The sequence below is a fragment of the Paenibacillus sp. J22P218 genome (assembly GCF_056269195.1).
Genome location: NZ_JBWDNL010000002.1, coordinates 493167 through 507702, shown reverse-complemented (window position 1 = coordinate 507702; position 14536 = coordinate 493167). Strand labels below are relative to the sequence as shown.

General features: G+C 50.5%; 12 protein-coding genes. 4 read left to right on the top strand and 8 right to left on the bottom strand.

Features of this window, described 5'->3' with window-relative positions:
• Positions 1–70: 70 nt before the first annotated feature.
• Positions 71–856 (bottom strand): alpha/beta hydrolase, encoded by a 786-nt coding sequence (locus AC0YN0_RS11000; protein ID WP_475821315.1) that lies wholly within the window; start codon positions 854–856, stop codon positions 71–73.
• A 220-nt stretch (positions 857–1076) separates the two neighbouring features.
• Here AC0YN0_RS11000 and AC0YN0_RS10995 point away from each other — a divergent pair, with 220 nt between their 5' ends.
• Together AC0YN0_RS10995 and AC0YN0_RS10990 are read left to right on the top strand one after the other, a co-directional pair.
• The gene (locus AC0YN0_RS10995; RefSeq protein ID WP_475821314.1) at positions 1077–2054 is read left to right on the top strand and encodes an aldo/keto reductase; all 978 of its coding nucleotides are present in this window, start codon (positions 1077–1079) and stop codon (positions 2052–2054) included.
• 165 nt (positions 2055–2219) lie between these two features.
• Positions 2220–2702 carry a C40 family peptidase gene (locus AC0YN0_RS10990; protein WP_442053198.1) on the top strand — a complete coding sequence of 161 codons (483 nt, stop codon included), beginning with the start codon at positions 2220–2222 and terminating at the stop codon, positions 2700–2702.
• A 78-nt stretch (positions 2703–2780) separates the two neighbouring features.
• Here the strand turns inward: AC0YN0_RS10990 and AC0YN0_RS10985 are convergent, their stop codons facing one another.
• From AC0YN0_RS10985 to AC0YN0_RS10970, 4 genes are all read right to left on the bottom strand, one after another.
• On the bottom strand, positions 2781–3656 hold the full coding sequence (locus tag AC0YN0_RS10985) for a helix-turn-helix domain-containing protein (protein WP_475821313.1): 876 nt from the start codon (positions 3654–3656) through the stop codon (positions 2781–2783).
• 140 nt (positions 3657–3796) lie between these two features.
• On the bottom strand, positions 3797–4972 hold the full coding sequence (locus tag AC0YN0_RS10980) for a copper amine oxidase N-terminal domain-containing protein (protein ID WP_475821312.1): 1176 nt from the start codon (positions 4970–4972) through the stop codon (positions 3797–3799).
• Between the two features lie 58 nt (positions 4973–5030).
• Positions 5031–6437, bottom strand: a complete 1407-nt coding sequence (locus tag AC0YN0_RS10975) for an alpha/beta fold hydrolase (RefSeq protein WP_475821311.1) — start codon at positions 6435–6437, stop codon at positions 5031–5033.
• A gap of 190 nt (positions 6438–6627) precedes the next feature.
• A complete protein-coding gene (locus tag AC0YN0_RS10970) occupies positions 6628–7308 on the bottom strand; it encodes an ATP-dependent DNA ligase (RefSeq protein ID WP_475821310.1) in 681 nt (226 codons plus the stop codon).
• Between the two features lie 130 nt (positions 7309–7438).
• Here AC0YN0_RS10970 and AC0YN0_RS10965 point away from each other — a divergent pair, with 130 nt between their 5' ends.
• Entirely contained in the window at positions 7439–7642 is a 204-nt protein-coding gene (locus AC0YN0_RS10965) for an alpha/beta-type small acid-soluble spore protein (protein ID WP_337104319.1), read from the top strand.
• Between the two features lie 157 nt (positions 7643–7799).
• Positions 7800–8990: an enoyl-ACP reductase FabV gene (gene fabV / locus AC0YN0_RS10960; RefSeq protein ID WP_475821309.1), complete on the top strand. Its 1191-nt coding sequence runs from the start codon at positions 7800–7802 to the stop codon at positions 8988–8990.
• A gap of 66 nt (positions 8991–9056) precedes the next feature.
• Here the strand turns inward: fabV and AC0YN0_RS10955 are convergent, their stop codons facing one another.
• From AC0YN0_RS10955 to AC0YN0_RS10945, 3 genes are read right to left on the bottom strand one after another with little or no spacing between them, the layout of a single operon-like run.
• Positions 9057–10181: an SGNH/GDSL hydrolase family protein gene (locus AC0YN0_RS10955; protein WP_475821308.1), complete on the bottom strand. Its 1125-nt coding sequence runs from the start codon at positions 10179–10181 to the stop codon at positions 9057–9059.
• 19 nt (positions 10182–10200) lie between these two features.
• Positions 10201–12159, bottom strand: coding sequence for a cellulase family glycosylhydrolase (locus AC0YN0_RS10950; protein WP_475821307.1), 1959 nt, complete (start codon positions 12157–12159; stop codon positions 10201–10203).
• A 43-nt stretch (positions 12160–12202) separates the two neighbouring features.
• Positions 12203–14491, bottom strand: coding sequence for a DUF5060 domain-containing protein (locus AC0YN0_RS10945; RefSeq protein ID WP_475821306.1), 2289 nt, complete (start codon positions 14489–14491; stop codon positions 12203–12205).
• Positions 14492–14536: the final 45 nt, after the last annotated feature.

The following is a 14536-nucleotide window of genomic DNA, read 5'->3' as shown; positions in this document are numbered from 1 at the left end:
AAAAAAACAGCAAACGCTTCATGCTCTTGATTCTCAGCACGAAATCGTTTACTGCTTTTTATTCAGCCATCTACTTCAAAGGAAGGAGCTTCAAGAAACGTTGAATATGCTCATCCCAATAACCCCAGTCATGACTGCCCGGGCCTTCCTCGTATATCAGCTCATAACCCGCTTCCAAGCAGGCTTCGCGGAACGATAAGTTATCCTCGTAGAGGAAATCCTCCGTTCCGCAGCATTGATAAAGGAGCGGCCTCTCTGCCGATGATCCGGATTGCCGCTGCATAACATGTATAAGGTCATTATCCGTACCGCGAATCGACTCCTTGCCGAATATTTGCTCGAAAAGCTGCTCGATGCCGGCAATCGGGCTCTTGCCGCTCTCGATATGTTTTACGAGATCGACTGCTCCTGAGAGACTGCCTGCTGCGGCGAAGCGGTCCGGATGGCGAAGCGCCCACTTAAATGCGCCATAACCGCCCATCGACAGCCCGGCCACAAAGTTATCTTCACGCTCCTCCGACAGCGGGAAGAACGAGCGCGCTACGGCTGGCAGCTCCTCCGTCAGGAATGTCCAATATTGATTGCCATACTTCATATCGGTATAGAAGCTCCGATGTACATTCGGCATCACGACTGCAAGGCCGAGCTCCGCAACATATCGCTCGATCGAAGTTCTCCGCAGCCAGATCGTATCGTCGTCCGACAAGCCGTGCAGCAAATAAAGCGTCGGAAACTTTTTGCGCGAGCCGACATTGCGAAGGCCGATCTGCCCCGTGGTCTCCTGCGGCAGTATGACGGTCATAGATGTGCTAAGACCTAGCGATTCCGAGAAAAAATGACAAGTAATTAAAGCCAACGCGAATCCCTCCCGTATATGAATCCTGCATGAATGCGATCATAAGTTCACTAGTAATGTATCAGCAAAATAAAGCGGTTGCAACTGTTACCATACTCACATGATGACGCTGCGCTCGAAGTTTAGTTAGTGAACTTTTTTTCAGTGCTTATGCGAAAGCCTGCATGAAGGTATAATAGACTCCGTCATATAGATTATCCAAATGGAGGTATCGTTTAAGATGAGAAAAATGCCGCTAGAGAAACGTGGAATTTCCGACAGCCGCCTTGTGCTTGGCTGTATGGGCTTCGGTGGAGGCTGGAATCGCGAGCCGTATACAGCTGAACATATTAAGCAAGGGCAAGCTGCCGTCGAAGCAGCTCTTTCGATTGGCATCACGATGTACGATCATGCAGACATTTATACAATGGGCAAAGCCGAAGCTGTTTTCGGACAAGTATTGAAGCAGCAGCCCGACCTTCGCGACAAAATCGTTATTCAATCCAAATGCGGAATCGTGCTCGCCGAAGGCGGCAAGTTAACCCGCTTCGACTTCTCCAAAGAGCATATTCTAAAGTCCGTCGACGGCACATTGGAACGTCTTGGAGTCGAATACTTGGACGTCCTTCTCCTGCATCGTCCTGATCCGCTCATGGAACCCGAGGAAATCGCGGAAGCATTCCATATTTTGAAGCAAGCAGGCAAGGTTCGTCACTTCGGCGTCTCCAATATGAGCCCCGGACAAATTCGGTTCATCCAGCGCGAGCTTCAAGACGAGCTTGTCGTTAACCAACTGGAGATGAATTTTGCGCGGCTAGACTGGCTCAATCAAGGCATCCATGTGAACCAGCAAGCAGGGCTCTCCTCCAACTTCGCTGATGGATTAATGGAATATATGCAAACCGAGAATATGCAAATTCAAGCCTGGGGTCCGCTCGCCCGCGGCAGATTTACAGGCAAGCCTTCGGATAACCCATCCGCGGCAGAGCTTGCTACAACCGAGCTGATCGCTAAGCTTGCGAAACAGAACGAAACGACACCAGAAGCGATTTCGCTTGGTTGGCTTATGCGTCATCCGTCGCGCATTCAACCGGTTATCGGAAGCGCTAATCCGGAGCGCATCATCGCCTGCAAGGACGCTATCCAGCAAGCCGAACGAATGACTAGAGAGCAATGGAACGAGCTGTATGTATCGGCACGAGGAGCTGTAATGCCTTAAGCGGCAACTATACGCCGCAAACATTAATAATTTTTCATCTTTTTCTCATAAATGCTCATAATCCCCGAAATAAGCGCTTTTGCTCTCTCATACGGGCAAAAAGCCGGTTTTTGAGTGTGTTATAGTAAACTCATAAAACGAAACACGAAGGGATATCCTGACATCATGAGAAAAACAAACGTATTTAAAACGGTTGCTAAAGCGGGCATTTGCGCCGCCATCGTCCTGTCGGCATTTACTTTTGGTTCGAACACACAACACGCTCACGCAGCAACGACCGAATCAATCAAACTCATTTCCGAAAGCAAAACTTTCATCGGAACACCTTATAAGTACGGCGCACCAGCTGGCGTTACATACGCGTTCGATTGCTCGTCTTTCACCCAATTCATCTTCAAAGCATTCGATGTCAGCCTGCCTCGCACCTCGACAGCGCAAGCAACCGAAGGCGAGAAAGTCGCGAAAGGTTCGCTCAGCATGGGCGATCTCGTCTTCTTTAAGACGAACGGGAAAACAATCAGCCACGTTGCCATCTATGCCGGCAATAATAAGATCGTTCACAGCTCCAGCAGCCAGGGCGTTACGCTCTCCGATCTGAACAGCAGCTACTGGAAGAAGTACTACGTTACTGCACGTCGCGTTCTATAGTTATACTTAAACACAAAGGGCTATCACGAATCACCTACGGTGACAAGTGGTTAGCCCTTTTCTCTTATAAGCGGCCATTTACAGCCCCATATGGCGCTGGCGGTACTTAAGCGGCGTCGTTCCGACAACTCTCTTGAACATGTTGATGAAATAGGAAACGTTAGGATAGCCGACATCAATCCCGATTCGCTCGACCGAGTAGACCGTCGTCTGCAGCAGCCTGCACGCCTGCTTAATACGCCTCGCCGTCAAATATTCGGTAATCTGGCTTCCTGTTTCCTCATGAAAGACCCGTGAAATATAATATTTGGACAAATGAAGCTGCTCCGCCAGCCGCTCCAACGTTACTTCCTCCGCGTAATGGGCTTCGATCCATTGCATCATTTGCTCCGAATAACGCGGCTTTCGTTCAAGGCTATGCACAGACCCCAGCATCTCTTCCTCGTCTCGCACCGATGCAATGCTCCCCATTAATTGCAGCAGCAGCAAGGTGATCTCTTCTTGATCATACTCTCGCCTTCGAGCATCAAGCAACTCATAGCTCTCAAATATCGCTTCCAATCGCCCTGTCTCATCCTGCATATCGAACACCGTCTGGATTCCTTGATCTTTCCATAGTTTATGAAAGAGCGCATGGCGCTTCGGAAACGGGCGCAGCGCTTCTTCCGTTTGTGACGGGTCAACGTACAGAATCGTACGCTCAAACGGCTTATCCTGCGCGACATCGGCGAAAATTTTGTGCAATTGAAACGGTTGGAATACGAACATCATTCCCCGCCGCAGCTCATAGGTGCGCTGATTGACGATGATATAGCCAACCCCTTGATGGACAAACAATATTTCCGTACATTGATGCCAATGATAAAAGCCCGGATAATCCTTATCGGATCGTGTTCGGCCGCTCCAGCTCAGATGCTTGTCGTCGAAACGAACAGGTTCGAATAGAAAGTGCATAACGCCTCCTGCTTGTCCATAATGATGCGATGACTGCAAATTCTAGTATGGCAACAATTGACCGATTTGAAAAGGCTGCAAAAAAAGAAAGACAGCCAGGCTTGCGCCCGCGGCTGTCTTATCTGCTCCATTATCGTTCGTTATTTCGCAAACGCAATCGTTTCATATTCGCCGTCGAACATACCGTCGATGACGATCGGTCGTTCAAGCGACAGCTTGCCGTCCTCTGCAATGATGAACTTATCATAGAAGTGATAGTTCAATGTATTGTCCGAGAAGAACGAGACGACCGTATCGACGCCATATTCGCTATACTTCAGAATGGCTTCCTGGTCTGTAATGAATGTAAGGGATATCGAACCATTATCTGCTCCCTTCCACAAACCTTCGTAGCTGCGGGAGTTCGTAAGCGTCGTTGCCGCAGGCTTTTGCGTTACCATTTGGAACGATTGAATTGCCGTTGGGAACTGCTCGAACGCTTTGGCTACACGGTTATAGCCAGCATCCGACAGCTCCTCGCCATAATAGTTATAATCTTCGTAGATCAACTCTCTTACCTGATCTGCCGAATCGAACATCAAGTCATAGGCGAAAGTTATACCGTTCGCTGTAGCTAGATAAGTAAAATCCTCATGATCCGCCTGCTCGAACGCCGCAGCATCTCCATTGAACGTGCGAATGCGAGCGAACGGGAAGTCTACTTTGTCGCCTTCGCCTACCAGATCGTCAAAGTAATAATAGAACTCTCTGCCGGCTAGCAGCGGTGTAGACGATGCGACGTTGCCGATATGGGAAACGCCGTATACGGATATCGATTGCAATAAGTCCTGCGTAACGTTCATTGTATAGCCGTACACTTGCTTGTCCGGCGACGCATCGCGTTTCTTAATTTCTACCGTCTTCGTCGCACTGTTCCATTTCACTTCCGCCCCAAGCCCTTCGCTGACAAATCGAACAGGGACAAGCGTATTTCCATTAATGATTTGTGCAGGCTGGTTAAGCCCTACATAGCTATCGCCGATTCTTGCTTCGCTGCTGCCGATCCGCAGCGATACGATTTGATTGTCTTTATATGCCGTCGCTACTTTCTCGTTCGAATCCCAGTGAAGTTGTGCACCCAGCGATTCGAAGATCGGGCGGAGCGGCACAAGCACCGATCCGTTGGATAATACCGCTGGCTGCTTATAGCTTTGTTTCACCCCGTCAATCGTAACATTCACTGCCGTCGTCGAAGACGCGGCATTAACCTGTCCGGCCGATGCGAATACGGTAAATACGAGCGCTAAAGCCAACATCATTTTTGATAATCTGTTCAAAATCATGATCCTCCTCCACTGTTTTGACAACACGCTCCATATTGTACCAAATGCTCGGTTACACTTTCGTTACACAAAGCCACTCATACTTCGCAAGCTCGGATGTCTGGTGCTCAAGAGACTCTCTTAACGGGATGATCCAATCGTCGTAGACACCAGGCATAAGCACGGTTGGAAGGGCTGCAAGCAGCCGGCCTGCCGCTTGTTGCTTCGCGATCGTCTCCGTTTCATTCGCAACATCGACTAGCTTCTGAATGAGAGAAAGAACATCTGACTTTATGGCGCCTTGAAGCGCAACATATTCCTTATCCATATACAATAATGGCTTATCTGTCTCGCTTGGCGTTAATAGCCCTTTCAGATAATGCAGATAGACCTTCAGATTGTTAAGCGCCTGCCGGAGCGGACGATCGGGGAATAACGCATCGCATAGCTGTTCTCTAGTGGAAGTCGGATGCAGCACAAGATATATGAGCAGGTTCTTGGCATACCTTTTGTTCCAGCCTTCAACAACCTCCGCCCCATTCACCCGCACTCGAAACGAATCAAGAAAGTCAACGTGCAGCGTATTCTCTTCATCCACCTGCTTGACGCCGGCTTCAATCATATCCTCGAACGCACCGAACACCTCCGCGGCGCTCGCTTCATTCATTAATACATGCCGGTAATTATCCATTATCGGTTGCGCTATGAACTGATTTACCCACTTCGCCGTTGCTTCCGGTTGATCAATGAAGATGGCGTTCGAGGCTTCCGGTACGATGAGCAGCCTCTTATTCATCAGCATCTGTGATGAAATGTGCATCGAAGCGAGATACACAGGGTCTCGATCGCCAGCAAGCAGCAATATCGGGCTTTGCGTAAATTTGAGATCGTCTCTAGGCGGATGGTTTGCATATAACTCAATAATATCCAAATACGTCTTCGGCTCAACGAGGCTGTAATCTGCAATGATAGCTTGGAAAACGGGACTCCCCTCATCAAGCAACGTAATGCTCTGCGCCATACGATAGGCAAGCTTGCTCATCGAGCCATCTGCAGTTAATTGCTTCCGGTTCGAAAGAAGCTTCTGGGCCGTCTTCTTCGGGTACATGATCGGTATGGCAATTAATATTAAGCTGCTTACGTCTTGTATGTAATTCATGCTGTATTTGAGCGCAACATTGGCGCCGAAGCCGTGTCCCATAAGATGAATACGTCCGAAATTCAGGTGCAAGAGCAAGGCCCGCAAATCATCGACGAATAGCCGCCAGCTAATTGGCTTCGTGCCGCGCTCCGATTGTCCATGTCCCCGCAGATCCAGAGCGACAACCCGGGAATGGCTCGTCAGATAAGGGATAATCCATTTCCATGAGGCTGCGCTAAGTCCTACGCCATGCAATAAAACGATCGTATCGCAGCTTTGAACGTTTGATTCGTAAATTTGGTAATGAATTCGTGTATCTCCTTGTTGAAAATAACTCATTATTTTCCTCTTTCTGTTAAAAATAAAGTGACTTCGATTATTTGGAAACGATTATATTCGATGATTCCGATCCGATCTCCTGCTTTTAATTGAATGAATTCCAAAAAAACAAAAATAAGGCTCTGCGCGAAAACGCATAGCCTTAGATCATTTGATGATAATCGAATAGTACAGGACGATATGGAGCACACTAAACGCATCTCAACTGTCGACATATGCCATCTGCGAACGCATTGCTGCTTCGATCCTTAGGCGCATCTGACATATGTAAATCTTTGTAATACGGATTCCTTACTTTGATCCAGCTTCCACTGTCTTCTGCCTCGTACAAGCTATCCTTCCGTTTGCAAGCGATCCCTTCCAACCCTGATTGCTTCACGAATTCGTACAGCGCTTTGCCTGAACCATCGACGTAAGGCAGCTGTTCGTAATAGGCATTATTTTCAACAATTTGCCTCAGCAGCTGCTTTCGTTCAGCAAGCGGCTTATTCCGCATATCGACACCGTTGTAATAGAGCACATCGAATACATAAAAATGAACGGGCAATAATCGTTTTGCATCGCGAATGGCCGGCTCTTTTCTCAGCTTGAATCGCTCGTCGATCAGCGTCTTGAATTCAGCTTCGCCTGTCGTCGGATTAATATAGGCTACTTCTCCATCCAACACGAAATCGGCCGGTTGTACAGCTGGCACATTAAGCAGCTCAGGATATTGCTTAGATACATCATTATGATGCCTTGTATATAGCTTTGCCGTGTTTCTAATAAAAGAAAGCTGCAGGCGGTGTCCGTCAATCAACGGCTCGAACAAGTAACGATCATCGTCAAACGGCAGCTTGCGCTCCGTCATCTGCATCGGTTTCAAAAACATAGCCGTCCCCTCCCGTACGTCTATATTAGCATGGAAGCATTCAAAAATTAGTCGGTAAATAAAGGTGAAATTAGCGAATAATCCTTTGAAAGCCTTCACATAATACTGACTAGAAGGAGGCTGATAATAAATGGCAAACCAAACACTTGTCGTACCGGGAGCTCGGGCAGCGCTTGAGCAAATGAAGTACGAAATTGCGCAAGAGCTGGGCATTCAACTTCCAGCCGACGGTTATTATGGCAACATGACCACGCGCGACATGGGCTCCATTGGCGGATACATAACACGCCGTCTCGTTCAAATCGCCGAACAGCAGCTCGCTGGACGCTTCTAATGCGAGCCGTGCAACACCGAGAGCGCCAATAGCGCTCTCTTTTTTATTTTTAGCGAAAGCCAAACTTCCCTTTAACCCGAATTATCGGTAAAATAGAATAGAGTTGTCCCGTTACATACGCTATGCCATTTTTATTTGGAGAAAGGAATACCCTACTATGATTATTCAGCCAAAATCCCGCGGCTTTATTTGCACCACTGCACATCCGGAGGGCTGCGCTAGCCAAGTGCAGCGTCAAGTCGATTACGTAAAGTCCAAACCGACAATCGAGGGACCTCGCAATGTGTTAGTCGTAGGCGCTTCCACAGGCTACGGCCTTGCATCGCGAATCGTCTCCTCGTTCGGCGCAGGCGCGAACACGATTGGCATTTATTTTGACAAAGCAGCAGAAGGCGCACGCACCGCTTCCGCCGGCTGGTACAATTCTGCCGCATTCGAGCAAGCCGCAGCAGAAGCAGGAGTAAAGTCGTACAGCATTGTTGGTGACGCTTTCTCAAACGAGATTAAAGCCAAAACCATCGACCTGATCCGTACGGAGCTTGGCCAGATCGATCTTGTCGTCTACAGCGTAGCATCGCCGCGCCGTACACACCCGGTAACGGGCGAGACGTTCTCCTCGGTCATTAAGCCGTTGGGCGGCACGTACACGAACAAAACGGTCAACTTCCACAACGGCGAAGTGACGGAAGCGACGATCGAGCCGGCTACAGAGGACGAGCTTCGTCAGACGATCGCCGTAATGGGCGGCGAAGATTGGCAAATGTGGATCGACCAGCTTCAAGCTGCCGGCGTTCTTGCTGAAGACGCTACAACGGTCGCATACTCTTATATCGGACCAGCTATTACACATGCTGTCTACCGCGATGGAACGATCGGCGCGGCGAAGAACGACCTAGAAGCAACAGCTAAGCGTCTTCATGAGCAGTTGAGCACAAGCGGCGGCCGTGCGTACGTCTCGGTCAACAAAGCGCTTGTAACGCAATCCAGCTCTGCCATTCCCGTTGTTCCTCTGTACATCTCCGCCCTTTACAAGATTATGAAGGAAAACGGCACGCATGAAGGCTGCATCGAGCAAATGTACCGTCTGTTCTCCGAGCGTCTCTACGGACCGGGAGAGACGGCCGTTGACGAGAAAGGGCTTATCCGCGTCGACGATCTCGAGATGACGCCAGAAATTCAAGCTGCCGTTGCAACCGTATGGGAGCAATTGACGACGGAGAACGTATACGATCTGTCCGATCTGGCCGGCTACCGCCGCGAGTTCTTCCAGCTGTTCGGCTTTGAAACCGACGGCATCGATTACGAAGCGGATACGAATCCGGAAGTAGATATTCCGAACCTTCGTTAGTCTGCAATATACAAAAGAAGCGCTGGAGCCCAACAGAGGCTCCAGCGCTTCTTTTGTATCGCGACATTAGCGAATGATCCCTACTTTAGCCAGCCTAAAGTTCGTTCCTGTGCAGTCCGGCCGATTGCCATGAATGACCTCAGCCTCGAAACGATGTTTGCCAGGCAGCCAGTCGTCTCCATAATAGCTCAAGCGATACCAGCCGTCTGCACCTACCCAGTCAGGCCGATCGCGCTTCTCCGTCTGCCACTCTCCCCCATCGATGCGATAACGGAATTCCGCGGAAGTCTTGCCAAAGTCGAAGCCAAGCGCCAGCCCTCTCCCATCGAATTCGAAAGAAAGCCGGGCGCCTATCGCTGCCGTCTCCAATACACGATCAATCCATTCATAATAAGGCCATCTGCGAATCGTCCATGGTCCAGTCGTATGAATGCTCTCCAATGGCAGCTCATACACATCGTCCCAGCATTTCGCATCGAGCGGCGCCGGCAGCTCCTTGGGTGCTGCATGCTCAGAAGCTTCATCTAAGCAGCTGTCTGAATCGACCGAAGCCGCCTTATCAAGCTGATGGCGCAAATAGTGGATGACGCTCGCCCCGTAGCTTAGACTCCCTCTGCTTGTTGGATGCAAGCCGTCAGGCAGCCACTCCTCGAAGCGCATGAGTCCCCGTTTCACTTCCTCGAATGCATGCAGGCCCATCCATACGCAGCTGATGCCGTAATGATCGGCAATACGATCGAATTCACCGATCGTGTCCGGTACTTCGCCGCTTGACATCGCTTCATACATGCCGGAGGAATACGTATATACAAGAACGACATCCCGCTCTCCGTCCGCAAGCAGTTGACGGATTAACCCTTCGCGAGAACGCCCCCGCTGCTCAGACGCTGTGCCTTCGTCGTTAACCGCATATTCGACGAATACGAGATCACAGCCGCGTTCGATCAAGTCCCGCTTCGCGCGGAACGCTGCCAAATCGCTGCCCGTCGCCCCGATCGCCGCGTTTTCCACAGCGATACGGGTATGCGGGAATTGCTCCGCCAGCCAGCCAATAACCGGCTCTGGCCAGTTATGCCTTGGTCTGGCATCCGTAATCGAACCGCCTATAAAGCCGACGGTCAATTTTCCCTCTATGATTTTTGCCTTCGTATGCTTCAAAGAGCCTCGATGCTTCCACACCTGTAGCGTCATTGTTTGCTCGCCCCTCCGCTTATTTATGTTTTCTCCGACTGCGGTTATGCATCAGAATGCCCGCTAGTGCTCCCGCTGCTATTACCGCTACGAGACCAATTGCGCCTGCAGCCATCCTTCCATTTGCAGAATCAGAATCTCCGTCGTCCTCCGCAGCAGCGGCAACCTCCTGTGATGGATCTCCTTCTATCGCAACAGTTGAGCCGTCCGCCTGCGATGGCTCGTCTCCGTCTGCTTCCGGTTGAACCTGCTCTGCCGTTGCCTCCGGATCATTAGACGAAACGCCTACGATCGCAGTACCCGACTTCGCAAGCTTATAGTCAATGACCTCACCGCTCCAGAAATGCATCCGCAGCTTAATGTCGCCATCATTCAGTTGTTCTAGAAATTCTTTCGTCAATGCAATCGCGCTGAGGTCATACGCCGGCTTATAGGAGTGCGCCATTTCTTTAAATGGCGTCCAATCATTGGGGCCCGTGTTTCGTCCGTTTGCGTACACCGCCTCCATCGTAGCAAGCCGATCGCCTTTGAAAGCCGTCGGAATAGACAATCCGCCGCTAGTTCCTTCCGTATTTTTAAGAATCGGGGTATTGTAATGAATAATATGGATATGCCAATCCGCGCCTGCGGAGAATACGGCAGTTAGAACGGCCTGTATGCCGTAATCATCCGTTAGCAACGACTTAATCAAATTAGTCCTGATCGTGAGCGTATCCCCGGTCAGCTCGTAATCGACTCCCCGGGCAAGCACTTTGTCTCCTTGCCGAAGCTCGGTTAACGTATTGCCGTTCAACTGAAGCGTAACGTTCTGATCCGTTGCTTCTGCATCCTTCTTCACGAATAGCTGATCGGTAGACGCAGTCGATGATCGCCCATTAGCAGAAGCTTTCATAACGGCGAACAGCTCAGGATCCTTCCATTCGAGAGCTCGTCTATCAAAGTGCTGCCCGTTGTCCCACAGCATCGTAGTGAGCTGCTTCTGCTTCGCGTAATAACCCAAATACTCGAAATATTTGAGCTTCTCGCCTTGCTCGATCGTGTCGACCGACTTATCGAAGCCAAGCAGACCGAATTCCCCGACTATGACCGGAATGCCCTTGGCTACGAACGTCTCATGAACGCGATCGAACGTTTGTACAAGATCATTGCGCGCCTCTTCGTTAAACGTCGTAACGCCGCCTAGATTAACGCTGAACGGATAGAAGCCGTAATAATGAACCGTGGCAATAATCCGTTTGTCATCCAGCTTGGCGATTGTTTTATCCAACTCATTCAATCGTTTCTGCGAGGACGATGCCGTCAGCGTTGAAAGCACGATCGGCCTAAGCTTATTCGAGCCGCCCGAGCCGCGAACAATCGTATGGAAGGAAGTGTTCAATTCATCCAGCATAACAAAGTAAGTCTCCGTGTCTCTGCCCCAATCTTCCGAGAAACGGGGCTCATTAATGCCCTCGAACATCAGCTCCATCGGATAATCCTTGAAGCGGTCCGCAATTTGCACCCATGCCGACTTGTATCTGCCTAATACGTCGTCATGATTCGATTCCATATCGAATATCCAATGCGAATCGTGATGGAGGTTAATCATGACGTACAGTCCCGCATCAAGCGACCAATCCACCACCTCCTGAATGCGCTCCATGAACGCATCGTCAATACGGTAATCGGGCGCATCGCCCATTCTGTGCTTCCACGTAATCGGAATACGAATGCTTCGATAGCCTTGACCGGCCAGACTCTCAATTAATTCCTTCGATGTAGCCGGATTGCCCCATGACGTCTCCGAGCCGGTAGCATCGAATGTATTGCCCAAATTCCAGCCTGGCTGCATCGCATCTACGTAAGCCTGCATATTCATTTCATTCCCCTCCTTCTTCTTATCCGCGTATAGCGGCTGTACTGGCAGTGCTATCCCTGCCACCACAATGGCAACGCATACAATAGCAATCGCAGTCGTAGACAAGTTGAGTTTCCTCATCCCACCTGTCCCCTTTCCTGAATACGAATAAGAGCAGCTTGCCTTAACGTGTTATGAGAAATGCCATATCCGATCTTTCGCTTGCTGGAGCCGTCAGCTTAAGCGCGCCATTCTCCGGTAGGACAACGGACGTTCCGGCCTCTTCTCCCGTCCACGCATCAAACCATGTCACCTTAGCCTCGCCTTCCCCGAACCCGTTAATCGTTGCCGTTTTTCCTCCGATTGGGCCATGCTCGCTGACAAGCCAACCATAGGACGTTTTCGCTCCGACCATCGTCCAGCCTTCGCTATCCCGCAACTCTATGGATGGCGGTTCGGCAGCGCTAAGTCGCGGATTGCGCAGTTTCACTACGGCCGCTTCCGCTGCCTTATCCGTGCTAGACGCATAGACTTTAACGCCCCAGCCGCTAATTTGGTTAAGCTGCTCGTCTGTAATCTGCTTGCCTTCTCGCCAATAGCCGGCCGCAACATCCGTTAGCGGAACACGCAGCGTCGTCCATTCTCCGCTCTGCAATACGACGTCGCTGGCTTCGTCACCTTCTGTCCAATTACCGTTAGGCATCAGCACCGGTCTAGCGTTAAGCGGCTCTGCCCCTTCATATTCGGCAAATACGTCTATTAGTAGCTCATCATAACCTTGCCAGTCCGACTTACCGCCAGCTTGCTGCAGGAAACCTTGCGCGAAGCTTCCCGTTGCGAACCGCATCGACGTCTGTATCGTTCCTTCGACCGCCTCTGGTTTAAACAGCGAACCTGTCGCATCCTTATTCGCTTCCGGCCAGTCTGGCATCAACCAATCCGACGCATCGGATCCATCTTCAAGCAGCGCCTCATGCGCTAATTGCTGATTCACTTTAGGCGTCTCCATCGTAACCGGCTGCCGCTGCTCGTTGAAGTCGATCTTCCGAACGAATGAAGCGAAGACGTTCATTTGCTTATACATCTCATCGTTATAGCTCTCAAGCGCCCACCAGATAGGACCGGATGCTGCGCCGTTCGCTAGCGAAGACCACATCGAGTTATGGTGGACAACGGCGTCCGTTACATTGCCGGTCTCTCCGGTCATAACCGGCTTCTCGTATTGCTTCCATCTCAACCCGATATCTTCCGCGTACGCGCTAAAGTTCAGATCGTAATAGTTCTCGCGATCGGCAATATCGAGCGTCTTGTAACCATGATCCCAGTAGTCCTCTCCTCCGCCGGCCATTGAACCCATCGTTGGATGTCCGTAAGGATCGTTCGCCTTGAAATAGTTATGCACCTTCGTTACCCAAGCGTTCGCCTCGTCTTGGCGGCCGAACGCCCAGCCGTCCGTTCCGTTAATCTCGGTAATCAAGTTCCATATGCCGATAGAGGAGCTATACCCCCACCGAGCGATTATATAGCGGTACAGCTTCTCCTGGTATTTCCACATTTCTTCGCTGCTATAGAAGTCTTCCGCCGATCCGAGCGAAGAGTAAGCGCTGCGTTTCCAGGTCGCCGGCCAGTTCTCGATTTCATCAGCCAAGGAATCATGCGGCCAAATAACAAAATTCATATGAAGATCGCGCGTACCGAACCAATCGACCAGCTCATCTATTCGGAAGCCCTTCAGCATATCGTAGCTGCCGATTCCGGAAGGAGTTGATTCCAGCTGCTCCTTGCCGCCGCCCATGCCCGCGTTGTCGTAGTTGCCATTCCAATACGTAACGAGATTGCCGCCGTTGTCTGCGATCTTCGTCAAGTTGCTCTCTGTTATTCCCCATGGGTACGCGACTCCAACCCCATAGAAGGAAGAACCATCGTCGTATTCGAAGAAACGTTTATTCGTATCGGACACGCGTATCCAGCCTTTATTCGCGCCTTGCTCCGCAACGAACTCCGCTTCCTCGCTAACCGAAGTTCCCGACTTATCCGTCACAGCGACATTATACCGCCATGTCCCATTCTCATTAGGCGCGAACCGCAGCCGCCATGCTGCTCCGTTATAGAAGCCGTTGATCCGCCACTCCCTGCCGCTAGGCGCAAGGAAAACGGCCCGAACGTCGATCTCCTCCGGATCGTACGGATTAACGTATTCGGCTTTCATGTCCAGCGCAAGTTCAAGCTTGTCATAGGTGAACAGCGTGACCGGTCTCGGATTTTCTCCCTCTTCTCCAGCTTCATTTCCTGCTTTAGCATCAATTGAAGTAATCACAGGCCCTGCATCACCGTCCGGGTCTTGCAAAACAAGGATTGGCGCTTGAACAGAGTCAGAATTGCCTTTATCGTTAATCTGCCATACAACGACTACCGCCAAAATGATGACGAAGAGTGACGCACCAACCATGAACCACTGTTTTCTTTTTAACATATCGGCCCCCTACTACGAACGTTCTCTATTTCAATTCCTGTCCAG

Coding starts and splice junctions, on each gene's coding strand:
- AC0YN0_RS10990 (WP_442053198.1), top strand. CDS start 2,220: ATGAGAAAAACAAACGTATTTAAAACGGTTGCTAAAGCGGGCATTTGC.
- AC0YN0_RS10995 (WP_475821314.1), top strand. CDS start 1,077: ATGAGAAAAATGCCGCTAGAGAAACGTGGAATTTCCGACAGCCGCCTT.
- AC0YN0_RS10975 (WP_475821311.1), bottom strand. CDS start 6,437: ATGAGTTATTTTCAACAAGGAGATACACGAATTCATTACCAAATTTAC.
- AC0YN0_RS10950 (WP_475821307.1), bottom strand. CDS start 12,159: ATGAGGAAACTCAACTTGTCTACGACTGCGATTGCTATTGTATGCGTT.
- fabV (WP_475821309.1), top strand. CDS start 7,800: ATGATTATTCAGCCAAAATCCCGCGGCTTTATTTGCACCACTGCACAT.
- AC0YN0_RS10945 (WP_475821306.1), bottom strand. CDS start 14,491: ATGTTAAAAAGAAAACAGTGGTTCATGGTTGGTGCGTCACTCTTCGTC.
- AC0YN0_RS10955 (WP_475821308.1), bottom strand. CDS start 10,181: ATGACGCTACAGGTGTGGAAGCATCGAGGCTCTTTGAAGCATACGAAG.
- AC0YN0_RS10965 (WP_337104319.1), top strand. CDS start 7,439: ATGGCAAACCAAACACTTGTCGTACCGGGAGCTCGGGCAGCGCTTGAG.
- AC0YN0_RS10970 (WP_475821310.1), bottom strand. CDS start 7,308: ATGTTTTTGAAACCGATGCAGATGACGGAGCGCAAGCTGCCGTTTGAC.
- AC0YN0_RS10985 (WP_475821313.1), bottom strand. CDS start 3,656: ATGCACTTTCTATTCGAACCTGTTCGTTTCGACGACAAGCATCTGAGC.